Genomic DNA, 21,715 nt, shown 5'->3' with positions numbered 1-21,715 from the left:
GGCCGCCCCCGGTCGTCCACAGACCACGCGCGCGGGTCACCCGCGGCGGTTGACACCTTACGGCGTCCGGACCCCTCCCGAGGCGAACGACCGAACGATCGGTCGGGAACGACGCCGAACACCGGCGCACCCGTTCCCTTCTTCTAGAACCTGTTCTATCTTGACGCCCCGTCAGCTCAACGGACCCGGACCCGCCGGAGGGACACGACCGTGGACTTCACCTTCACCGAGGAGCAGCAGGCGGCGACCGAGGCGGCGCGCGGAGTGTTCGCCGGGGTCGCGCCGGACGCGGTGCCCAGTCCCTCGCTCGTCGCGGGCGCCGTCGCCGACGACTTCGACCGCGCGCTGTGGGCGAGGCTCGCCGAGGCGGACCTGCTGAGCCTGCTGCTCGATCCGGAGCACGGCGGCGCCGGCCTCGACGCGATCGCGCTCTGCCTGGTGCTGCGGGAGTCGGCCAAGGTGCTGGCCCGCGTGCCGCTGCTGGAGACCGCCGCCGCGGCGGTCGCCGTACAGGCCTACGGCGGCCAGGAGCTGAAGGCGGCGCTGCTCGCCCGGGCCGGACGGGGCGAGGTGGTGCTGACCGTGGCCGCCAACGGACGCGGTGGCCACGACCCGGCCGAACTCGCCGTGACCGCGCAGCTGGACGGCGACGGGTGGATCCTGGACGGCGTGCAGACGGCGGTGCCGTGGGCGCACACCGCCGACTTCGTCGTCGTGCCGGCCCGCACGACCAGCGACCGCACCCTCCTCGCCGTGGTCCCCCGGGCCCACCCGGGCACCGGCCTCAGCGAGCAGATCTCCACCACCGGCGAGCGGCTCGGCGAACTGCGTCTCGCGTCCGCGCGGGTCCCGGCCCGAGACGTCATCGACGCCGACGGCGCCTGGGAACGGCTACGCGACCTGCTGACCTGCGGCACGTGCGCGCTCGCCCTCGGCCTGGGCGAACGGGTCCTCGCCATGACCAGTGAGTACACCGGCAAGCGGGAGCAGTTCGGCCATCCCGTCGCCACCTTCCAGGCCGTCGCCGTGCAGGCGGCCGACCGCTTCATCGATCTGCGCGCGATGGAGGTCACCCTGTGGCAGGCCGCGTGGCGCATCGCCTCGGCCGCGGCCGGTGTGCTGCCCGTCGCCGCCGACCTCGCCGTCGCCAAGATCTGGGCCTCGGAGGGCGTACGGCGGGTCGTGCAGACGGCACAGCATCTGCACGGCGGATTCGGCGCGGACGTCGAATACCCCCTGCACCGCTACCACGCCTGGGCCAAGCACCTGGAGCTCCGGCTCGGCCCGGCGGCGGCGCACGAGGAGGCCCTGGGCGACCTGCTGGCCGCCCACCCGCTCGGATGACCGGCCCCCTGGGGGGTCCGGCGGTCTACAGGACGATCCCGGGCTGCCCCTCGTCCGTCACGACGGGCCGGCCCGCCGCCGCCCACACCTGCATGCCGCCGCCGACGTTCACCGCGTCGACGCCCTGCTGCACGAGGTACATGGCGACCTGCGCCGAGCGGTTGCCGGAGCGGCAGATGACGTTGACGCGGCCGTCCTGCGGGGCGGCCTCGGTCAGCTCGCCGTAACGGGCCACGAACTCACTGATGGGGATGTGCAGTGCCCCTTCCGCATGGCCCGCCCGCCATTCGTCGTCCTCGCGGACGTCCAGCAGGAAGTCGCCGTCCTTGAGGTCCGCGACCTCGACCGTGGGCACACCAGCTCCGAATTGCATGGCCGAGACGCTACCCGACACCCCGCCCGGGCCGCCCTGGGCCCTGTCCGACAGGACCTGTTCCGGCTCCGCACATGATCCAGAAAACAGAACCCAGCCCTGCCCAGCCCTGCCTGCCCCAGCCCTAGGCCAGCAGCTCGGCCAGTTCGTCCTCGCGCCGGGAGACGTCCGCCAGCAGCTTCTCGGCGACCTCCTCCAGGAGCCGGTCCGGATCGTCCGGCGCCAGCCGGAGCATCGCGCCGATCGCGCTCTCCTCCAGCTCCTTGGCGACCAGCGTCAGCATCTCCTTGCGCTGGGAGAGCCATTCGAGGCGGGCGTAGAGCTCCTCGCTCTGGCTCGGACGGCGCTCCTCCGGCACCGGCCCCTTCGCCCACTCCTCGGCCAGCTCCCGCAGGAGGGACTCGTCACCGCGCGCGTAGGCGGCGTTGACCCGGGTGATGAACTCCTCACGCCGCGCCCGCTCGGTGTCGTCCTGCGCCAGGTCGGGATGGGCCTTGCGGGCCAGTTCGCGGTAGAGCTTGCGGGCATCGTCGCTGGGGCGCACCCGCTGCGGGGGCCGCACGGGCTGGTCCGTGAGCATCGCCGCGGCCTCCGGGAAGAGCCCGTCGCCGTCCATCCAGCCGTGGAACAGCTCCTCCACACCGGGCATCGGCAGCACCCGGGCACGGGCCTCCTCCGCCTTGCGCCGGTCCTCGGGGTCGCCGGTGCGGGCCGCCCGCGCCTCCGCGATCTGCGCGTCCAGCTCATCGAGGCGGGCGTACATCGGGCCGAGCCTCTGGTGGTGCAGCCGGGAGAAGTTCTCGACCTCCACCCGGAAGGTCTCCACCGCGATCTCGTACTCGATCAGCGCCTGCTCGGCGGCCCGCACGGCCCGCTCCAGGCGCTCCTCGGGGCGCGGCGCACCGTCCTCGGGCGTCGCCCGCGTCTCACCGGCGACACCACCCTGCTCAGCATCCGGGCTCGTCACACGACCAGCCTAGGCCACGCCCCACCGCGCCCACCGCGCCCACCGCCGCACCTGAGCACACGCACCGAGTCCAACGGCCGCGACCGGCGACGACGCCCGCACCGAGAGCAGTGCCCGCGCGGCCCCAAGAGACTGATCACGGATCACGGATCACCGCTCACCACCCCCGCCCCCGTTCCCGTTCCCGTTCCCGTTCCCACCCCTACCCTCGCCCCCAGAACAGCCCGCGTCCACCCACTCCGCCGCCAGGTCCCGGCACGCCACCACCATCGTCCCCGGCCGGCACGCGATCTCGTGCGTGCAGCCGTCGGCGTGCGGCAGGACCTCGTCGAGGATCACCTCGCCCAGGGCACTCACGTCGCAGACGTCCAGGACGTCCACCTGGAAACGGGAGATGCCGGTGTAGCGGACGAGCAGGTCCTCGTCGTGCTTGAAGCAGTTGTGGCCGAAGCGGATCTCGATCTCGTCGTCCCCGGTCCGGCGGACCCCTTGCGGCACGAGGTCCTTCACGCACCGCCGGCCGGAGAAGTCGTAGTGCCCCGGGTCCGTGGCGAAAGCCCGGGCCCCCGGCGGCAGTTGCCGCGCCAGCACCGGAAGCCGCGCCAGGTAGGGGCGCGGGTCGATGATCCCCGTCACCGCGCCCTCACGCCCGTCGAGATCGACGTACCTCATCCGGTGCCCCTGCCGACCGCGCCCGTCACACCCCCAGCTCCGCCGCGACCCTCCCCGACCGCACCGCCGCGGTGAGATCGGCGTGGTCGGCCTCCGTACGGTCGGCGTACGCGACGGCGAAGTCCGCGACCGCCTCGTCCAGCTCCTCGTTCTTCCCGCAGTACCCGGCGATCAGACGCGGGTCCGCGCTGTGCGAGTGGGCACGGGCCAGCAGGGCGCCGGTCATGCGGCCGTAGTCGTCTATCTGGTCGGCGGCCAGGGCCGCGGGGTCGACGCTGCCCTTGCGGTTGCGGAACTGCCGCACCTGGAAGGGCCGTCTGTCCACCGACGTCCAGCCCAGCAGGATGTCGCTGACGACCTGCATGCGCTTCTGCCCGAGCACCACCCGGCGGCCCTCGTGGTCCACGTCCGGCACCTCGAAGCCCGCGGTCACCAGATGCGGGACCAGCGCCGAGGAGCGGGACTCCTTCACCTGGAGCACGAGCGGCTCCCCCCGGTGGTCCAGGAGCAGCACGACGTACGACCTCGTGCCCACGCTGCCCGTGCCGACGATCCGGAAGGCGACGTCGTGCACCGCGTGCCGGGCCAGCAGGGGCAGCCGGTCCTCGGCGAGCGTCGTCACGTACTCCTCGAGAGCCGCCGCCACCGCCGCGGCCTCCTCGTCCGGCACTCCCCGCAGCACCGGCAGGGACTCCACGAAGCGGCGCCCGCCCCCCTCGACCTGCTCCGTCGACTTCGCCGCGAAGCGCCCGCTGGTGTTGGCCCGCGCCTTCTCGGAGACCCGCTCCAGCGTGCCGAGCAGGTCGTGGGCGTCGGTGTGGGAGACGAGTTCCTCGTCCGCGATGGCGTTCCACGCGTCCAGCACCGGAAGCTTGGCGAGCAGGCGCATGGTGCGGCGGTAGGCGCCTGCCGCGTCATAGGCCGCCCGGCGGCACTGGTCCTCGTCGGCGCCCGCCTCCCGGCCGGCCAGCACGAGGGAGGCGGCGAGCCGCTTGAGGTCCCACTCCCAGGGGCCGTGGACCGTCTCGTCGAAGTCGTTCAGGTCGATGACCAGGTCGCCGCGCGCGTCGGCGTAGAGCCCGAAGTTGCCCGCGTGGGCGTCACCGCAGATCTGCGCGCGGATGCGGGTCATGGGGGTGCGCGCGAGGTCGTACGCCATCAGGCCCGCCGACCCGCGCAGGAAGGCGAAGGGCGTCGCGGCCATCCGGCCCGCCCGGATCGGGGTGAGCTCGGGGATCCGGCCGCGGTGGGACTCCTCGAGGGCGGTCACCGCGTCCGGCCGGGCGCCGTCGAGGTCGAGCGCGCGATGCGCACGGCGCGGCACGCTCTTGCGCAGCGCCTTGCCCTGGTGCTTGGGCGATCCCTCGGGCGGCCAGGCGGCGAACCCCCGCACCTGCGGCAGGCGACGTACCGCCGACTCCACCGTTCGTCCCCCACCGTTTCCCGTCACGCCGACCGCCTCCCCCGCTCCCGCACGAACATCAACACGAACATCAACTCGTGGAGACCGTACAGCCGGTGGGCACGGCGCGTCAGACCCTGTGGAGAACTACGCGCCTGTGGACAACGCGCCCGCACGATCATGTGGACATGTGGAGCGGGGTTGTGATTGTCCTCACGGGGTAATGAGCCTCACACTGATCGGGAGAACGCGGAAGCCCCCAGGTCCGGGACCTGGGGGCTTCCGACTGGTGCGCGAGGGGGGAGTTGAACCCCCACGCCCTTGCGGGCACTGGAACCTGAATCCAGCGCGTCTGCCTATTCCGCCACCCGCGCATTGGGTGTGTCCTCCGGCTCCCGCCCCCTCGGGTGCGGCGCCCTCCGACATCCAGAACATTAGCACGCTGGCAGGGGTGGGTTCACATCCCTTTCCCCGCGGCCGCCGCCCACCAGGCACGTCTCCCGATCCGGCCCTCGAGCGACCGGGACTCCGGGGCCCGCGGCCCGTGTCGACGGACACCGGTTCTCGTATCAACCTCGTACCGGTCCTGTCCGTCTGTCCAGGAGCCGGGCAGAGTGCACAGTCAGGTGCGGGACACTGGTCTGCGGCCACCTCTACGATCCTGGGCAGAAGGAGTGCGTGGGAGGAGTTCGAAGGACGGCTCGGAAGGGAACCTCCGAAGCGGACTTCGTCCAGCTTTCGACACCCGTCGACCGGGCCGACAGGGGGAACCAGCCGATTCACCCGCGCGTGGATACGATCAGTAAGCAGTACCAGGCACAACAGGTCCCGCCGGACGGGACACAGGACGGCAGCGACATCGGAGGAGGTGCCCCATGGGAGTCCTGAAGAAGTTCGAGCAGCGTCTCGAAGGTCTGGTCAACGGCACCTTCGCCAAGGTGTTCAAGTCAGAGGTCCAGCCCGTGGAGATCGCCGGCGCGCTCCAGCGCGAGTGCGACAACAACGCGACGATCTGGAACCGCGACCGGACGGTCGTCCCCAACGACTTCATCGTGGAGCTGAGCACGCCGGACTTCGAGCGGCTCAGTCCCTACTCCGGCCAGCTCGGCGACGAGCTCGCCGGCATGGTGCGCGACTACGCCAAGCAGCAGCGCTACACCTTCATGGGCCCCATCAAGGTCCACCTCGAGAAGGCGGACGACCTCGACACCGGCCTGTACCGGGTGCGCAGCCGTACGCTCGCCTCCTCCAGCAACCAGCAGGCGGGCGGGCCCGCCGCGCCGCCGGCACCGGCCGCGGGCCGCCCCGGCGGCGGGTACGGCTACCCGCCGGCCGCCGCCCCCGCGAGCGCCCCGCCCATGCCGGCCGCGCCGCCGCCCGGCGCGCGCCCCGGTGGCTACGGCTACCCGCAGCCCGCGGGTCAGCGGCCCCCGGCCGCCCCGTTCGCGGGCGGCCGGACGCGCCACTGGGTCGAGATCAACGGCACCCGCCACCAGATCTCCCGCCCGACTCTGGTGCTGGGCCGCAGCACCGAAGCCGACGTGCGGATCGACGACCCCGGCGTCTCGCGCCGGCACTGTGAGATCCGGACCGGAACGCCCTCGACGATCCAGGATCTCGGGTCCACCAACGGCATCGTGGTGGACGGGCAGCACACCACCCGCGCTACGCTCCGCGACGGCTCGCGGATCGTCGTGGGCAGCACCACCATCATTTACCGGCAAGCCGAAGGGTGAAGCGGGGGCAATGTCAGAGCTGACCCTCACGGTCATGCGGCTGGGTTTCCTGGCCGTACTGTGGCTGTTCGTGATCGTGGCCGTGCAGGTCATCCGCAGCGACCTGTTCGGAACGCGTGTCACCCAGCGCGGGTCCAGGCGCGAGAGCGGGCGCCCGCAGCAGGCCGCCCGGCAGCAGGCCGCGCCGCCGCAGCAGCGCCAGCAGTCCGGCGGGGGCCGCCAGCGCCGCAACGCCCCCACCAAGCTGGTCGTGTCCGAGGGCACCCTCACCGGCACGACCGTAGCCCTGCAGGGCCAGACCATCACCCTGGGCCGGGCACACGACAGCACGATCGTGCTGGACGACGACTACGCCTCCAGCCGCCATGCCAGGATCTACCCGGACCGCGACGGCAACTGGATCGTCGAGGACCTGGGTTCCACCAACGGCACGTACCTCGACCGGAGCCGGCTGACGACCCCCACGCCGATTCCCCTGGGCGCGCCGATCCGCATCGGCAAGACAGTCATCGAGCTGCGGAAGTAGTGCTACATCATGATTAGGCGCGAGCGGAGCGAGCACGCAGCGGCGGCCCCCACCACGGGCCTCGGCGCGCTCCCGACCGGAGGGTGGGCACCGTGCGGATGTATCCGGAGCCGACGGGCGAGGTGCGCATGAGTCTGTCACTGCGCTTCGCCGCCGGATCGCACAAAGGCATGATCCGCGAGGGCAACGAGGACTCCGGATACGCCGGTCCGCGCCTGCTCGCGATCGCCGACGGCATGGGCGGCGCCGCCGCCGGCGAGGTCGCCTCCTCCGAGGCGATCTCCACCATCGTCGCGCTCGACGACGACGTGCCGGGCTCCGACATCCTCACCTCCCTCGGCACCGCGGTGCAGCGCGCCAACGACCAGCTGCGCTCGATGGTCGAGGAGGACCCGCAGCTGGAGGGCATGGGCACCACGCTCACCGCCCTGCTGTGGACCGGCCAGCGACTCGGCCTCGTCCACGTCGGCGACTCCCGCGCCTACCTGCTGCGCGACGGCGTCCTCACCCAGATCACCCAGGACCACACCTGGGTGCAGCGGCTGGTCGACGAGGGCCGCATCACCGAGGAAGAGGCCACCACCCACCCCCAGCGGTCCCTGCTGATGCGGGCGCTGGGCAGCGGCGAGCACGTCGAGCCCGACCTGTCGATCCGTGAGGTACGGGCCGGCGACCGGTACCTGATCTGCTCCGACGGCCTGTCGGGAGTCGTCTCCCACCAGACCCTCGAGGACACCCTCGCCAGCTACCAGGGCCCCCAGGAGACCGTGCAGGAGCTGATCCAGCTCGCGCTGCGCGGCGGCGGCCCCGACAACATCACGGTCATCGTCGCCGACGTGCTGGACCTGGACACCTCCGACACCCTCGCCGGGCAGCTCTCCGACACCCCGGTCGTGGTCGGCGCGGTCGCCGAGAACCAGCACCAGCTGCACGACAACGGCATCATGCAGACCCCCGCGGGCCGCGCCTCCGGCCTCGGCCGGCAGGTGCCCGGACAGGGCGGTGGCGGCGAGTTCGGCCCGCCCGGCTCCGGCGACACCACCGGTTACATCCCCGCGGGCAGTTTCGGCGACTACACCGAAGACGACTTCGTCAAGCCCCGCAAGGGCCGCAAGTGGGCGAAGAGATCCTTCTACATCGTGCTCGCGCTCGCCGTCATCGGCGGTGGCCTGTACGGCGGCTGGCGCTGGACGCAGACGCAGTACTACGTCGGCGCCAAGGACGAACACGTGGCGCTGTACCGGGGCATCAGCCAGGACCTGGCCTGGGTCTCGCTGTCGAAGGTGGAGAAGGACCACCCCGAGATCGAACTCAAGTACCTGCCGCCGTACCAGCAGAAGCAGGTCAGGAACACGATCGCCGAGGGCGGTCTGAGCGAGGCCCGGTCGAAGATCGACGACCTGGCCGTGCAGGCCTCCGCGTGCAAGAAGGAGGCCGAGCGTCAGGCGGCCGAGAGCCAGAACAGCTCGAAGACCGGCGCGGGCCAGGCGGGCGGCACCAAGGGAACCACCAAGGCCTCCCTCACGTCCAAGGCATCACCGAGCCCCTCGACCTCACCGACCCCGTCCACGTCAGCGACCGCTCCCACCCCCAGCCCCGGCCCCAGCCTCTCGGAGGATGAGCAGAAGGTCGTCTCGCTGTGCGGTAAGCAGTAGGCAAGCCGTGAGAGGCCCTGTCACACGATGAGCAGTACTACCAACACACCGACGCACCACACGTCCACGATCGGCGCGATCGGCGCCCCGAGCCGGCGCAACACCGAGCTCGCGCTGCTGGTGTTCGCGGTCGCCATCCCCGTGTTCGCCTACGCCAACGTGGGCCTGGCCATCGACGGCCGGGTACCGGCCGGCCTGCTGAGCTACGGACTGGGACTCGGCCTGCTCGCGGCCGTCGGTCACCTGGCCGTACGGAAGTTCGCGCCCTACGCCGACCCGATGCTGCTGCCGCTGGCCACCCTGCTCAACGGCCTCGGCCTGGTGGTGATCTGGCGCCTCGACCAGTCGAAGCTGCTGCAGTCACTGCCCAACTACTTCCAGGCCGCGCCCCGTCAGCTGCTCTACACCGCGCTGGGCATCGGCCTGTTCGTGGTCGTGCTGATCTTCCTGAAGGACCACCGCGTCCTGCAGCGCTACACCTACATCTCGATGTTCGTCGCCCTGGTGCTGCTCATCCTGCCGCTGGTCCCCGGCCTCGGCGCGAACATCTACGGCGCCAAGATCTGGATCCGCGTCCCGGGCCTCGGCTCCCTGCAGCCCGGTGAGTTCGCGAAGATCGCCCTGGCCATCTTCTTCGCCGGCTACCTGATGGTGAAGCGCGACGCGCTCGCCCTCGCCAGCCGCCGCTTCATGGGCCTGTACCTGCCGCGTGGCCGCGACCTCGGTCCCATCCTGGTCGTCTGGGTGCTCTCGATCCTCATCCTGGTCTTCGAGACCGACCTCGGTACCTCACTGCTGTTCTTCGGAATGTTCGTCATCATGCTGTACGTCGCCACCGAGCGGACCAGCTGGATCGTCTTCGGTCTGCTGATGTCCGCGGCCGGCGCCGTCGGCGTGGCCAGCTTCGAACCGCACGTGCAGCAGCGTGTCCAGGCCTGGCTCGACCCGATGAAGGAGTACACGCTCAGCCAGCAGGGCGTCGTCGGCCACTCCGAGCAGTCGATGCAGGCCCTGTGGGCCTTCGGCTCCGGCGGCACCCTCGGCACCGGGCTCGGCCAGGGCCACTCCGACCTGATCCGGTTCGCCGCCAACTCCGACTTCATCCTCGCCACCTTCGGCGAGGAGCTCGGCCTGGCCGGCATCATGGCGATCCTGCTGATCTACGGCCTGATCGTGGAACGCGGCGTGCGCACCGCCCTCGCCGCCCGCGACCCGTTCGGCAAGCTGCTCGCCGTCGGCCTGTCCGGCGCCTTCGCACTCCAGGTCTTCGTCGTGGCCGGCGGCGTCATGGGGCTCATCCCGCTGACCGGTATGACAATGCCTTTCATGGCCTACGGCGGCTCCTCCGTGCTCGCGAACTGGGCCCTGATCGGCATCCTCATCCGCATCAGCGACACCGCCCGCCGCCCAGCGCCCGCACCCGCAGGCAACCCTGATGCCGAGATGACCCAGGTGGTCCGCCCGTCATGAACAAGCCTCTGCGCCGGATCGCGATCTTCTGCGGCCTGCTGGTCCTCACACTGCTGCTGCGCGACAACTGGCTCCAGTACGTCAAGGCCGACAGCCTCAAGGACGACCCGAAGAACCGCCGTGTCACCATCGCCCGTTACTCCATCCCACGCGGCGACATCATCGTCGACGGCGACCCGATCACCGGCTCCACCAAGACCAGCAAGAGCGGCCTGAACGACCTCGAGTACAAGCGCACGTACAAGAACGGACCGATGTGGGCGCCGGTGACCGGCTACGCCTCGCAGGCCTTCGGCGCCAACCAGCTGGAGTCCATCGAGGACGGCATCCTCACCGGCACCGACGACCGGCTCTTCTTCCGCAACACCCTCGACATGATCACGGGCAAGCAGAAGCAGGGCGGCAACGTCGTCACCACGCTCAACGCGGCCGCGCAGAAGGCCGCGTACGACGGCCTGAAGAAGCAGGGCGGCAAGGGCGCGGTCGTCGCGATCGACCCGTCCACGGGCAAGATCCTGGCCCTGGCCTCCTACCCCTCGTACGACCCCTCGTCCTTCGCGGGGAACTCCACGAACACGGACGCCAAGGCCTGGCAGAAGCTGCAGAAGAAGAACGACCCGGCCGACCCGATGCTCAACCGGGCGCTGCGCGAGACCTACCCGCCGGGCTCCACCTTCAAGGTGGTCACGGCGGCCGCCGCGCTGGAGAACGGGCTGTACACCTCGGCCGACGACAAGACCGACTCGCCGCTGCCCTACATCATGAAGGGCACCACGACCGAGCTGAAGAACGAGGGCAACATCCCCTGCAAGAACGCGACCATGCGGGTCGCGCTGCAGTACTCCTGCAACACCGTCTTCGGCAAGATCGGCTCGGACCTCGGCAACGACAAGATGCTGAGCGAGGCCAAGAAGTTCGGCTTCGACCAGGAGCAGTTCACGCCGGTGCGCTCCGCCGCCTCGGTGTTCTCCGACAACATGAACTCCTCGCAGACCGCGCTGTCCTCGATCGGCCAGTTCAACACCGCGGCGACCCCGCTGCAGATGGCCATGGTCGCCTCCGCGGTCGCCAACGACGGCAAGCTGATGAAGCCGTACATGGTCGACAAGCTGCAGTCCTCGAACCTCGACACCGTCGCGCAGACCGACCCGCAGGAGCTGAGCCGGCCCCTGTCGTCGAAGAACGCGCAGATCCTGCAGTCGATGATGGAGACGGTCGTCCAGAAGGGCACCGGCACCAACGCGCAGATCCCGGGCGTCACCGTCGGCGGAAAGACCGGTACCGCCCAGCACGGCGTGGCCAACAGCAAGAACCCCTACGCCTGGTTCATCTCCTACGCCAAGCTCCCCGACGGCAGCTCGCCGGTGGCCGTGGCCACGGTCATCGAGGACGAGAACGCCAACCGTGACGACATCTCCGGCGGCGGCCTCGCGGCGCCCATCGCCAAGAGCGTGATGGAGGCGGTCATCAAGTCCAAGAAGTGACCCCGCTCACGTCCCCTTCACATCGGTGCACGTTGCGATACCGGTCCTGTATCGGGTGACGGGCTCGGCCAGGTCACACAATGCGATCCGGGTACGGTAGGCCCGGACGGCAGCCTCCGGCGCCACACGAGTGACGGCCGGGACCCACGGAGAGGGCTGGTAGGTAGCTATGGAAGAGCCGCGTCGCCTCGGCGGCCGGTACGAACTGGGCCAGGTGCTCGGTCGTGGTGGCATGGCGGAGGTGTACCTCGCGCATGACACCCGTCTCGGGCGCCAGGTGGCGGTGAAGACGCTGCGCGCGGACCTCGCGCGCGACCCTTCATTCCAGGCCCGGTTCCGCCGGGAGGCCCAGTCGGCCGCCTCGCTCAACCATCCCGCGATCGTCGCGGTCTACGACACGGGCGAGGACTACATCGACGGGGTCTCGATCCCATACATCGTCATGGAGTACGTGGACGGCTCCACGCTCCGCGAGCTCCTGCACTCCGGCCGCAAGCTCCTGCCCGAACGCGCGATGGAGATGTGCATCGGCATCCTCCAGGGCCTGGAGTACGCCCACCGTAGCGGCATCGTCCACCGCGACATCAAGCCGGCCAACGTCATGCTCACGCGCAACGGCCAGGTCAAGGTGATGGACTTCGGCATCGCCCGCGCCATGGGCGACTCCGGCATGACGATGACGCAGACCGCGGCGGTCATCGGCACCGCGCAGTACCTCTCGCCCGAGCAGGCCAAGGGCGAGCAGGTCGACGCCCGCTCCGACCTGTACTCCACGGGCTGCCTGCTCTACGAACTGCTGACCGTGCGGCCCCCGTTCGTCGGGGACTCCCCGGTCGCGGTCGCCTACCAGCACGTACGGGAAGAGGCGCAGCCCCCGTCGGTCTTCGACCCCGAGATCACGCCCGAGATGGACGCGATCGTACTGAAGGCCCTGGTCAAGGACCCCAACTACCGCTACCAGTCCGCCGACGAGATGCGCGTCGACATCGAGGCGTGCCTCGACGGCCAGCCCGTCGCGGCCACGGCGGCGATGGGTTCGGTCGGCTACGGCGGATACCCCGACGACCAGCCGACCACGGCCCTGCGCTCCGCGGACGGCGGCGCGACGTCGATGCTGCCCCCGATGAACCCGGACGACGGCGGCTTCGGCTACGACGACCGCCCCGACCGCCGCCGCCAGAAGAAGACCAACACCTCGACGATCCTGCTGATCGTCGCGGGCATCCTGGTACTGGTGGGCGCGATCCTGATCGGCAAGTGGGCGTTCAGTGGCAACGGCGGCGTCGGCAACGACACGGTCGCCGTGCCCAACCTGGTCAGCCAGTCCGAGGCCGACGCCAAGCAGCTGCTGAACAACAGCGACCTGAAGGTCGGCACCATCAAGCGCCAGCCGTGCGAGGACCAGTCGAAGGGCAACGTCTGCTCCCAGGACCCGGCGAAGAACTCGGACGTCAAGAAGGGCACCGAGGTCAACTTCGTGGTGTCGACGGGCGCGCCGAAGGTGGCCGTGCCGAGTGTCCTCGGTAAGAGCCTCGACGAGGCCAAGCAGATCCTCGAGGCCGACAAGTACAAGTTCAACGTCGAGACGAAGACGCAGGAGTCCTCGGAGCAGCCGAACACGGTCCTGGACCAGAATCCGGGACTCGGCAAGGAAGTCCAGAAGGGCTCCACGATCACTCTCACCATCGCCAAGGCCCCGGAGACGGTCCAGGTTCCGGACGTCACCGGCCGGAGCTGTGACGAGGCCAAGGCTCAGATGACGGCCAACAACCTCAACGGCAACTGCACCGAGGTCGACACCCAGGACCCCAACCAGGTCGGCAAGGTCGTCTCGACCGACCCGCAGGCGGGCACCCAGGTCAAGAAGAACTCCTCGGTGAACATCCAGATCGGCAAGGCCCCGCAGAACCAGCAGACGCAGGTTCCCAACATTCAGGGCCAGAAGCTCAAGGACGTCAAGAACCTGCTGGCCCAGGCGAATCTGCAGGTGGGCAACATCCAGGGCTCGCAGGACGACAACGCCATCGTCCTCAACTCGAACCCGCCCCCGGGAAGCACGGTCAACCAGGGCACCCCGGTCAACCTCGTCACCGTGAGCGGCGGAAACGGCGGAAACAACGGCGGCACCAACTTCTTCGGTGGAGCCGGCGGCTGACTCTGATCTGCGATGGGCCCCTGCCGGTTCTCCCGGCAGGGGCCCATCGTCTTCCCTGCCGACGCGCGGGGACCGCGGCGGCGACGTCATCGGCCTGACCGCCGACGGTCGTCGCCTCGTCCCTCCCGCCGACGGTCGTCGCCTCGTCCCTCCCGTCGTCCGGTGCAGGCGGTACGCGCCCTACCTCAGCGCAGTTCCTTCGGCGGCGTCCTCTTGCTGTCCACCTTCTCCACCCGCACCAACTCCCCCCACACCACGTACCGGTACCGCGAGGTGTACACCGGCGTGCACGTCGTCAGCGTGATGTAGTGGCCGGCCTTCTTCTTGCCCGACTCCTTCGGGACCTGCGCGATGACCTTGACGTTGAACTTCGAGGTCTCGTCGAGGATGTCGTAGACCTTGTAGACGTACCACTTGTCCCGCGTCTCGAAGACGATCGGGTCGCCCTTCTTCAGCTTGTCGATGTTGTGGAACTTCGCGCCGTGGCCGTCGCGGTGGGCGGCGAGGGTGAAGTTGCCCTTCTTGCCCGTCATCGGCAGCGTCGCCTTCACCGGCTTCGTGTAGTAGCCGGCCACGCCCTCGTTGAGGACCGTCGTCGACGTACCCTTCTCGACCAGGACCTCGCCGTTCTTCATGGCCGGCACGTGCAGGAAGCCGATGCCGTTCCTGGTGTCCAGGGCGCCGGGGCCGGTGTCCTTCTCGTGCGCCCAGCTCTGGCGCACCTTGTCGGCCTGCTTGTTCGCCGCGCGGTCGGCGACGACGTTCGTCCACCACAGGGAGTAGACGACGAACAGACCCAGGACCAGGCCCGCCGTGATGAGGAGTTCACCGAAGACACTCACCACCATCGCGACGGGGCCGGGGCGCCGGCGGCGTGCCGACGGCCCCGCGTGCGCGTCCGTGTCCCCTTGAGTGCCAGTGCCGTCGGTGGTCGCTGCCACGTTCATCCGCCCCTACTTGACGAGCGCATCCGGCTTGCCCTTGCTGCGCGGCCGTTCCTCGACCATCTTGCCCCAGACGATCAGCCGGTACTTGCTGGTGAACTCCGGAGTGCAGGTCGTCAGGGTGATGTACCGCCCCGGCTTGGTGAAGCCCGACTGCGGCGGCACGGGCGAGATCACGCTCGTGTTGCTCGGCGACGTCGCCGGCAGCGTCGACGTCATCTTGTACACGTAGTACTCGTCCTGCGTCTCGACGACGACCTCGTCGCCCTTCTTCAACCGGTTGATGTACCGGAACGGTTCGCCATGGGTGTTGCGGTGGCCCGCGAGCGCGAAGTTGCCGGTCTTGGCGGACGGCATCGCCGTCTTCAGCCTGCCCTCGCTGTAGTGGCCGACCATGCCCTTGTCGAGCACCTTCTCGGTGCTGACACCCTCGGCGATCGGTACGACCACGTCCAGCTTGGGGATGTGGAGGATCGCGAAGCCCTGCCCCGGCTCGAACGTGCCCGGCGCGCGCTTCCCGCTCGCCCAGTCGTTCTGGAGACTGCTGGCCTCCTTGTCCGCCGCCGCGTGCGCCCGGACGTTCGTCCACCACAGCTGGTAGCTGACGAACAGCAGCATCAGCACGCCGGTGGTGATGAACAGCTCGCCTATCGCCCTGCTCGCGATGACCGCCGGGCCGGGCTTTCGGGCACGGGCCTGCCGCCGCGCCTCGACGCGGGAGAGGGGCGCCTGTGCGGTCGCATCACCGGCGTCCGAAGGTGACGTCGAAGTCGAAGATGACGTTGAAGCCGAAGCCGAAGCCGAAGCCGATCCCGACGTGGCGGCACCGGCCGCCTGCCCCCCACGGCGCCCATGACGGCGCTTGGCGGCCTTTCTGCGGGCCGCACGGCCACCCGTGGTGGTTCCTGTGGCGGATGGGGCGGCTGAGGCGGCAGAAGCCGATATGGAGCCGCTGTCCGGCAGCTCCGGTATCCGCAGCGCCACCGTCTCCTCGTCCACGGGCGGCAGGTACGCGGTCTCGTCGCCGGACGGATGATGCCTGGTCTCCCCGGCGGGCGGCAGATACGCGGTCTCATCGGCCGGCGGCTGGTATGTGGTGTCACCGGCGGGCGGCAGGTACGCGGTCTCACCGGCCGGCTGCTGGTACGCCTGCTGCCCGACGGACCACTCCTCGAACGCACCGGACCCCTCGAACGCACCGGACCCCTCGTACGGCTCCTGCCCGTACGAGGTGCCGGACTCGCGCTCGGGGCGCAGCGCGGTCACGCCGTGGCCCTGCCCACCACCGGGGCGAGCCCCACCGACCTCGCCGGCGCGTCCTGGTAGCCGCACTCCGCCAGCCAGTTGGCCAGCATCCGGTGGCCGTGCTCGGTCAGCACCGACTCGGGGTGGAACTGCACGCCCTCCACCGGGAGTTCCCGGTGTCTGAGACCCATGACGATCCCGTCGTGCGTGCGGGCCGTGACCTCCAGCTCGGCCGGCACCGTCCGCGGCTCGGCGGCGAGGGAGTGGTAGCGGGTCGCGGTGAAGGGCGTGGGCAGACCGGCGAAAACCCCCTTGCCCTCGTGCTCGACCAGCGAGGTCTTGCCGTGCAGCAGCTCCGGCGCGCGGTCCACCACGCCGCCGTACGCCACCTGCATCGACTGCATGCCCAGGCACACTCCGAAGACCGGTACACCGGTCGCCGCGCAGTGCCGCACCATCTCGATGCAGACGCCCGCCTCCTCCGGCCTGCCCGGCCCCGGCGACAGCAGCACCCCGTCGAAGCCGTCCTGGGCGTGCGCCGTCGACACCTCGTCGTTGCGCACCACCTCGCACTCGGCGCCCAGCTGGTACAGGTACTGAACGAGGTTGAAGACGAAGCTGTCGTAGTTGTCGACGACGAGAATCCGCGCACTCACTGGTTGTCCACCGTCACATCGTTGAAGGGCAGCAGCGGTTCGGCCCACGGGAAGACGTACTGGAACAGGATGTAGACAATCAGCAGGACCAGCGCGAGGGAGATCAGCGCCTTCAGCCACGCGTTCCCCGGCAGATGCCGCCAGATCCAGCCGTACATGCCGTCCCTTCCGTTCCGTCACGGCACCAGATGCACGCCGTACCCGCACCAGACTAACGGCGCAGAGCCGCTGGTTTCCCTGCCTCCACAGGCTGTGTGGAATCAAGGTGTCCCCACACGATCAGGCGATGGCTGTGTCCCCATTCCGGATCACACGTGGTCAGCGTGAGATAGCGGCCCTCGCGCGTATACCCCGACTTACGTGGCACAGGGTCGATCACCTCAACGTCCGTGGGCACGGTTTTGTAGGGGCCTTTGTCGATCCGATACGTGAACCAGGTCGTCCCGTCGGTCAGCACCACCGCGTCACCGGGCCGCAGCTCGGGGAAGTCCACGAACGGATCACCGTACGTGCGCCGGTGCCCGGCGACGGCGAAGTTGCCCACCTGGCCGAGCCGGGCGGTGTCCGCGTAGTGCCCGAGTCCCTTCTTGAGCGTGCTCACCTCGGTGTTCTCCAGCACGGGCTTGTTCCACGTGAAACCAAGCCGCGGGATGTACATGATCGCGAAGGGCTTCCCCGCCGCGTACGGCGCCGTCTTCGGGGGGCTCGCCGAGGCGCCGGCCGCGGCGCTCGCCGCGGGGCGAGCGGTCTGCCTGGCCCACTGGCGGTGCAGGACGTCGATCTGGTGGCTCATCGCGCCGTTGGCGCTGACACCGGTCCAGAACAGGATGTAGACGACGAACAGGACGATCAGCGTACCCACGGTGATGCACAGTTCGCTGACGGTCCTGATGACGAGGCGCACCGGCAGCTCCCGAGACGGATCGGCTCACTCCACGGGCTGGGCGTAATGCAGATCCACTGTGCCCGAGTAGCCGGGCAGAGTCACCGTCCCGTCCTGGGTGACTTTCCAGCCGAGACCGTAGACATGCACGTACACCATGTAGTTCTGGATCGCGGCGGACGCGGAGAGCGCCTCGTTCAGCTTGTCGGGGTCCCCGACCGCCGTGATCTTGTACGGCGGTGAGTAGACCCGGCCCTGGAGGATCAGGGTGTTGCCCACACAGCGCACGGCGCTGGTGGAGATCAGCCGCTGGTCCATCACCTTGATGCCCTTGGCCCCGCCCGCCCACAGCGCGTTCACCACCGCCTGCAGATCCTGCTGGTGGATGACCAGGTAGTCGGGCTGCGGATCGGGGTAGCCCGGGAGCTTGGCGGTGGCGTCCGGCGGGGCGTCGTTGAGCGTGACGGTGATCGCCTCGCCCCTGACCTTCTGCGTGCCCGCGTCCTTCTCCAGGCCCGCGAGCTTCTCGTCCTGCGCCTTGCTGCTGCCGTCGTCACGCTCGGCGAAGGACTCCACGTCGTGGCGCAGACGGGCGTTGGAATCGTCCAGTTCGCCGTTCTTGCGGCTGCGCTCCTGGATGAGGTCGGAAAGCTTCAGCAAGGACGTGTCCGTGCGGATATTGGTGCCCTTGGCCGTGTCGAAGCTGGTGAAGAAAATGAGCCCCGCGAGGGCGAAGACGGCCACCGTGAGCACCCGCACGGGACGGAAACCCCGCTTGCGCTCAGGGCTGGATCCGGACTCGGGGGAGTCGGCAGAATTGCTCAACGTACCCTTATCTCCTTCGGCGCCGCGGAAGCACTACGCTAACTGACGCCTGGAGGAGCCCAAGAGTCCCCTTGTACGCTGCCCCGGAGCCAGCCACAGTTCCCTGCGCGGCCACGCAGCGCATCGACAGGAGAGACCCTCGTGCCGAAGTCACGTATCCGCAAGAAGGCCGACTACACGCCGCCACCGGCGAAGCAGACGGCCAGCATCAAGCTGCACAGCCGTGCGTGGGTCGCGCCCGTGATGCTGGCCATGTTCATCATCGGACTCGCCTGGATCGTCGTCTTCTACGTCAGCGACGGCTCGCTGCCCATCGACACGCTGCACAACTGGAACATCGTGGTGGGCTTCGGCTTCATCGCCGCCGGATTCGGCGTCTCCACGCAGTGGAAGTAGCAGCCGAGCAGTGGGGGCAGCGGCCGAAGCCACCGCCACGAACCGGTGAACATTGCTCTGCCCAGGGCTATCCGCTGAGTTATCCACAGCCTTGCAGGAATCCACAGAGCCCCTGGGGATAAAGAACGACGATCTGTGGATAACCCGTCGGGCGTTGACGCCGGTACGACCATCACACGTCCCTTCGTACGCATGTTCGCCCCCTGTCTGACCTGCGCAAATACGGTCAGTGACAGGGGGCGAAGCTGTGTCCGCGCGCTATGCACAAGATTCGCACACCCGCTGTGGACAACTGCGCACGTCAGGTGAGCTGAGCCGTCCTGAGCAGGGTCATGACCACGACACCGATCATCACCAGCGCGCAGGTGCCGTACTGCACGAGGGCGCGGTGCTCACGCGGGGCGTGCACCATCGCGTAGCCGGTGATCACACCGGCGACGAGGCCGCCGATGTGGGCCTGCCAGGCGATGTTGCTCCAGCCGAAGGTGAAGATCAAGTTGATCACCAGCAGCGCGATGACCGGCCGCATGTCGTACCTGAGCCGGCGCATCAGCACCGCGGTCGCCCCGAAGAGACCGAAGATCGCGCCGGAGGCGCCGAGCGATGCCGAGCTGGGCGAGGCGAGCAGGTAGGTCAGGGCGCTGCCCGCCAGGCCCGAGACGAAGTAGAGCGAGATGTAGCGGGCGCGGCCGAGGGCGGCTTCGAGCGGGCCGCCGATCCACCACAGGCTGAGCATGTTGAAGCCGATGTGCCACACGGCCTGGTGCGCGAACATCGACGTCACCAGGCGGTACCACTCGCCCGCCGCGACACCCTGCGTGGGGTGGTACGGGGCCGGGGGCCACTCGCCGATGAGCACCAGGTGGTCCAGGAACGAAGGGCGCACGTGCACGGCGATGAACACCGCGACGTTGATCGCGACGAGGATCTTGGTGACCAGCCGCGGGTCGGCGGCCACGGTGCCCCCGGCGATCGTCCGGGGCCGGGAGGCGGCCGGAGAGTGTCCCGTGCCGGAGTCGCCACGGGCGCACTCGGGGCACTGGAAGCCCACGGATGCGTTGACCATGCACTCCGGGCAGATGGGGCGCTCACACCGGGTGCAGCGGATCCCGGTCTCGCGGTCGGGATGGCGGTAGCAGCCGGGCAGACTCCGGGCGTGCTGGGGTCCCTGATCCTCCGGGCCCTGCGGGCTCCCTGGCGCCTGGTCCATGACTTCCCCTACGTCGTCGTTGGTGCGCCGTGCGCATATGCACCGCCCCGCCCATCTTTACGGATGAGCGGGGCGTTTGGTTCCTGCCCTGCGGGGTGTCCGGCTCCCGGTTCCGCGGTGAGTCAGCTTTCGCGGGTCTGCACGACGACCGACTCGATGACGACGTCGCTGAGCGGGCGGTCGGTGCGCGGATTGGTCTGGGTGGCGGCGATGGCGTCGACGACCTTCTGGCTGGCGGCGTCGGTGACCTCGCCGAAGATGGTGTGCTTGCGGTTGAGCCACGTCGTGGGCGCGAGAGTGATGAAGAACTGCGAGCCGTTGGTGCCCGGGCCGGCGTTGGCCATGGCCAGCAGGTAGGGCCTGTTGAAGGAGAGGTCGGGGTGGAACTCGTCGGGGAACTGGTAGCCGGGACCGCCGGTGCCGTTGCCCAGCGGGTCGCCTCCCTGGATCATGAACCCGCTGATCACCCGGTGGAAGACTGTGCCGTCGTACAGCTTGTCCGTGGATTTCTGCCCCGTCGCCGGGTTGACCCACTCACGCTCGCCCGTGGCGAGCTCGACGAAGTTGCGGACCGTTTTCGGCGCGTGGTTCGGCAGGAGCCGGACTTCGATGTCGCCGCTGGTGGTCTTCAGGGTGGCGTAGAGCTGCTCGGCCACGATGTGCCTTCCGTTGTCCTCGTGTGACCTCCTGATCCTCGCACGGCCCCGTCATCCGTGGCCCGACGCCGGTCTGCGGATGCGCATGACGCCGGTCTACGGATGCGCATATGGGGAAGTCGGGTGCAGTAAAGCAGTCGAGTACGTCCGGGCCGGGGGCGCTCGGCGGCGATCCGTGGCATTGTCGACGACAAGCGCCTGTTGCCCCGTATTCATCCTCTATATGGACTCGCTCGGCTCTTGATCAGCTCTTGATCGGGGTTGGTCCGGAGTCGGTTCGCATGACCCGGATGCCCGCCCTCGCATGCCCCGGCGTCTGTTGGGAGGCATGATCCCTAAAAGGGTGGAAAGTCGAAATACCGTACGCCACCGAGGAGGAGGAACCCGTGACCCGCATCGACAGCGTGCGCGCCGCGACCGGTTCGGCGAAGGACAGCGTGCTGCACGCCGCGGAAGTGGTGGCGCCCTACGCCGACACGGCCAAGGACCGGGCCGCACACTACGCACACGAGGCACGCGTACGGCTCGCGCCGAAGGTGTCACTGGCCGCGGACCAGGCCCGCGTCCAGTACGACGCCCATGTCGCTCCGCGCCTGGAGCAGGCCCTGACGCATGTGCCGCCGAAGGTCGACCAGGCCGCCCATGAGGCCGCGATCCGCACCCGGCTCGCCGCCCGGCAGGCCGCCGAGTATTCCCGGCCCAGGCTGGAGCAGGCGGTCGCCGCGGCCGGGCCCGTCAGGGACGAGGCCACTGCACGCGGCGCCGCGGCGTTGGCCGCGTTGCGCGGTCAGATCTCGGCCAAGGAGATCGAGAAGCTGGTCCGCAGGCATGAGCGGCGCGCGAAGGCCGGCCGTGCCGTGAAGTTCCTGTTGGTGTTCGGCGCTCTGGCGGGCGGTGCCTTCACCGCCTGGAAGTGGTGGGACAAGCAGGCCAACCCCGACTGGCTGGTGGAGCCGCCCGCGGCGACGGAGGTTCCGGAGTCGGGTCGGCTGGCGTCGGTGGACGGCAGCGGCAGCGGTCAGTCGGTGCTGGACCCGGAGGTGCAGGCCAAGCAGGCCGAGGAGGAGGCCGCGAAGCACGACGACGGCCAGTGATCTCCTCCGTGCCGGAATCTCC

The 21,715-nt window shown here is 69.4% G+C and carries 21 protein-coding genes and 1 tRNA gene; 9 read left to right on the top strand and 13 right to left on the bottom strand.

From position 1 onward, the window contains the following. Window positions 1-210 precede the first annotated feature (210 nt). Window positions 211-1,344, top strand: a complete 1,134-nt coding sequence (locus ACJ9NR_RS20495) for an acyl-CoA dehydrogenase family protein (RefSeq protein WP_412494024.1) — start codon at window positions 211-213, stop codon at window positions 1,342-1,344. Between the two features lie 25 nt (window positions 1,345-1,369). Here ACJ9NR_RS20495 and ACJ9NR_RS20490 read toward each other — a convergent pair whose 3' ends face one another. The 5 genes from ACJ9NR_RS20490 to ACJ9NR_RS20470 form a co-directional block, all read right to left on the bottom strand. After that, window positions 1,370-1,699, bottom strand: a complete 330-nt coding sequence (locus tag ACJ9NR_RS20490) for a rhodanese-like domain-containing protein (protein WP_412494109.1) — start codon at window positions 1,697-1,699, stop codon at window positions 1,370-1,372. A 142-nt stretch (window positions 1,700-1,841) separates the two neighbouring features. Further along, entirely contained in the window at window positions 1,842-2,684 is an 843-nt protein-coding gene (locus ACJ9NR_RS20485) for a J domain-containing protein (RefSeq protein WP_412494023.1), read from the bottom strand. Window positions 2,685-2,834: 150 nt separating this feature from the next. Continuing rightward, the gene (locus tag ACJ9NR_RS20480; RefSeq protein WP_412494022.1) at window positions 2,835-3,356 is read right to left on the bottom strand and encodes a hypothetical protein; all 522 of its coding nucleotides are present in this window, start codon (window positions 3,354-3,356) and stop codon (window positions 2,835-2,837) included. Window positions 3,357-3,381: 25 nt separating this feature from the next. Then, on the bottom strand, window positions 3,382-4,806 hold the full coding sequence (locus ACJ9NR_RS20475) for a DUF2252 domain-containing protein (RefSeq protein ID WP_412494021.1): 1,425 nt from the start codon (window positions 4,804-4,806) through the stop codon (window positions 3,382-3,384). 239 nt (window positions 4,807-5,045) lie between these two features. Next, window positions 5,046-5,132: transfer RNA gene (locus ACJ9NR_RS20470), tRNA-Leu, on the bottom strand. A gap of 501 nt (window positions 5,133-5,633) precedes the next feature. Between ACJ9NR_RS20470 and ACJ9NR_RS20465 the strand changes: the two genes are divergently transcribed. The 6 genes from ACJ9NR_RS20465 to pknB all read left to right on the top strand — a co-directional run bounded on the left by ACJ9NR_RS20465 (window position 5,634) and on the right by pknB (window position 13,784). Continuing rightward, window positions 5,634-6,494, top strand: a complete 861-nt coding sequence (locus ACJ9NR_RS20465; RefSeq protein WP_412512733.1) for an FHA domain-containing protein — start codon at window positions 5,634-5,636, stop codon at window positions 6,492-6,494. A 10-nt stretch (window positions 6,495-6,504) separates the two neighbouring features. After that, complete coding sequence (locus ACJ9NR_RS20460) at window positions 6,505-7,020, top strand: FHA domain-containing protein FhaB/FipA (protein ID WP_412494019.1); 516 nt, start codon at window positions 6,505-6,507, stop codon at window positions 7,018-7,020. A gap of 98 nt (window positions 7,021-7,118) precedes the next feature. After that, window positions 7,119-8,675, top strand: coding sequence for a Stp1/IreP family PP2C-type Ser/Thr phosphatase (locus tag ACJ9NR_RS20455; RefSeq protein WP_412494108.1), 1,557 nt, complete (start codon window positions 7,119-7,121; stop codon window positions 8,673-8,675). A gap of 27 nt (window positions 8,676-8,702) precedes the next feature. Beyond that, window positions 8,703-10,145, top strand: a complete 1,443-nt coding sequence (locus ACJ9NR_RS20450) for an FtsW/RodA/SpoVE family cell cycle protein (RefSeq protein WP_412494018.1) — start codon at window positions 8,703-8,705, stop codon at window positions 10,143-10,145. Next, window positions 10,142-11,629, top strand: a complete 1,488-nt coding sequence (locus tag ACJ9NR_RS20445) for a peptidoglycan D,D-transpeptidase FtsI family protein (RefSeq protein WP_412494017.1) — start codon at window positions 10,142-10,144, stop codon at window positions 11,627-11,629. Before ACJ9NR_RS20450 ends, ACJ9NR_RS20445 begins: the two co-directional genes overlap by 4 nt. Window positions 11,630-11,798: 169 nt before the next feature. Next, window positions 11,799-13,784 carry a Stk1 family PASTA domain-containing Ser/Thr kinase gene (gene pknB, locus ACJ9NR_RS20440; RefSeq protein WP_412494016.1) on the top strand — a complete coding sequence of 662 codons (1,986 nt, stop codon included), beginning with the start codon at window positions 11,799-11,801 and terminating at the stop codon, window positions 13,782-13,784. Between the two features lie 185 nt (window positions 13,785-13,969). Here the strand turns inward: pknB and ACJ9NR_RS20435 are convergent, their stop codons facing one another. From ACJ9NR_RS20435 to ACJ9NR_RS20410, 6 genes are read right to left on the bottom strand one after another with little or no spacing between them, the layout of a single operon-like run. After that, window positions 13,970-14,731, bottom strand: a complete 762-nt coding sequence (locus ACJ9NR_RS20435) for a class E sortase (protein ID WP_412494015.1) — start codon at window positions 14,729-14,731, stop codon at window positions 13,970-13,972. A gap of 6 nt (window positions 14,732-14,737) precedes the next feature. Then, complete coding sequence (locus tag ACJ9NR_RS20430) at window positions 14,738-15,994, bottom strand: class E sortase (RefSeq protein WP_412494014.1); 1,257 nt, start codon at window positions 15,992-15,994, stop codon at window positions 14,738-14,740. Continuing rightward, window positions 15,991-16,629, bottom strand: coding sequence for an aminodeoxychorismate/anthranilate synthase component II (locus ACJ9NR_RS20425; RefSeq protein WP_412494013.1), 639 nt, complete (start codon window positions 16,627-16,629; stop codon window positions 15,991-15,993). The genes ACJ9NR_RS20430 and ACJ9NR_RS20425 overlap by 4 nt, the downstream gene beginning before the upstream one ends. Continuing rightward, window positions 16,626-16,787, bottom strand: a complete 162-nt coding sequence (locus ACJ9NR_RS20420; RefSeq protein WP_412494012.1) for a hypothetical protein — start codon at window positions 16,785-16,787, stop codon at window positions 16,626-16,628. The genes ACJ9NR_RS20425 and ACJ9NR_RS20420 overlap by 4 nt, the downstream gene beginning before the upstream one ends. Before the next feature lie 53 nt (window positions 16,788-16,840). Then, the gene (locus ACJ9NR_RS20415; protein ID WP_412494011.1) at window positions 16,841-17,533 is read right to left on the bottom strand and encodes a class E sortase; all 693 of its coding nucleotides are present in this window, start codon (window positions 17,531-17,533) and stop codon (window positions 16,841-16,843) included. A 24-nt stretch (window positions 17,534-17,557) separates the two neighbouring features. Then, a complete protein-coding gene (locus ACJ9NR_RS20410; protein ID WP_412494010.1) occupies window positions 17,558-18,337 on the bottom strand; it encodes a DUF881 domain-containing protein in 780 nt (259 codons plus the stop codon). A 141-nt stretch (window positions 18,338-18,478) separates the two neighbouring features. Here ACJ9NR_RS20410 and crgA point away from each other — a divergent pair, with 141 nt between their 5' ends. Further along, the gene (gene crgA / locus ACJ9NR_RS20405; protein WP_412494009.1) at window positions 18,479-18,733 is read left to right on the top strand and encodes a cell division protein CrgA; all 255 of its coding nucleotides are present in this window, start codon (window positions 18,479-18,481) and stop codon (window positions 18,731-18,733) included. Window positions 18,734-19,034: 301 nt separating this feature from the next. Here crgA and ACJ9NR_RS20400 read toward each other — a convergent pair whose 3' ends face one another. Both ACJ9NR_RS20400 and ACJ9NR_RS20395 read right to left on the bottom strand, forming a co-directional pair. Further along, entirely contained in the window at window positions 19,035-19,943 is a 909-nt protein-coding gene (locus tag ACJ9NR_RS20400) for a rhomboid family intramembrane serine protease (RefSeq protein ID WP_412494008.1), read from the bottom strand. 122 nt (window positions 19,944-20,065) lie between these two features. Then, window positions 20,066-20,599, bottom strand: coding sequence for a peptidylprolyl isomerase (locus ACJ9NR_RS20395; RefSeq protein ID WP_412494007.1), 534 nt, complete (start codon window positions 20,597-20,599; stop codon window positions 20,066-20,068). 386 nt (window positions 20,600-20,985) lie between these two features. On the opposite strand from ACJ9NR_RS20395, the gene ACJ9NR_RS20390 reads away from it, so the two are divergent. Beyond that, window positions 20,986-21,693: a DUF5324 family protein gene (locus ACJ9NR_RS20390; protein WP_412494006.1), complete on the top strand. Its 708-nt coding sequence runs from the start codon at window positions 20,986-20,988 to the stop codon at window positions 21,691-21,693. The last annotated feature ends 22 nt before the right edge of the window (window positions 21,694-21,715 follow it).

Origin of the sequence: Streptomyces sediminimaris, assembly GCF_047049295.1 — a bacterium.
Classification (GTDB): Bacteria; Actinomycetota; Actinomycetes; order Streptomycetales; family Streptomycetaceae; genus Streptomyces; species Streptomyces sediminimaris.
This window is presented reverse-complemented; position numbering and strand designations above follow the sequence as displayed.

What these genes read in the sequence shown, in the direction of transcription:
- ACJ9NR_RS20455 (WP_412494108.1), top strand. Translation starts at nt 7,119, where the DNA reads ATGTATCCGGAGCCGACGGGCGAGGTGCGCATGAGTCTGTCACTGCGC.
- pknB (WP_412494016.1), top strand. Translation starts at nt 11,799, where the DNA reads ATGGAAGAGCCGCGTCGCCTCGGCGGCCGGTACGAACTGGGCCAGGTG.
- ACJ9NR_RS20460 (WP_412494019.1), top strand. Translation starts at nt 6,505, where the DNA reads ATGTCAGAGCTGACCCTCACGGTCATGCGGCTGGGTTTCCTGGCCGTA.
- ACJ9NR_RS20480 (WP_412494022.1), bottom strand. Translation starts at nt 3,356, where the DNA reads ATGAGGTACGTCGATCTCGACGGGCGTGAGGGCGCGGTGACGGGGATC.
- ACJ9NR_RS20435 (WP_412494015.1), bottom strand. Translation starts at nt 14,731, where the DNA reads ATGAACGTGGCAGCGACCACCGACGGCACTGGCACTCAAGGGGACACG.
- ACJ9NR_RS20400 (WP_412494008.1), bottom strand. Translation starts at nt 19,943, where the DNA reads ATGGACCAGGCGCCAGGGAGCCCGCAGGGCCCGGAGGATCAGGGACCC.
- ACJ9NR_RS20450 (WP_412494018.1), top strand. Translation starts at nt 8,703, where the DNA reads ATGAGCAGTACTACCAACACACCGACGCACCACACGTCCACGATCGGC.
- ACJ9NR_RS20420 (WP_412494012.1), bottom strand. Translation starts at nt 16,787, where the DNA reads ATGTACGGCTGGATCTGGCGGCATCTGCCGGGGAACGCGTGGCTGAAG.
- ACJ9NR_RS20465 (WP_412512733.1), top strand. Translation starts at nt 5,634, where the DNA reads ATGGGAGTCCTGAAGAAGTTCGAGCAGCGTCTCGAAGGTCTGGTCAAC.
- ACJ9NR_RS20445 (WP_412494017.1), top strand. Translation starts at nt 10,142, where the DNA reads ATGAACAAGCCTCTGCGCCGGATCGCGATCTTCTGCGGCCTGCTGGTC.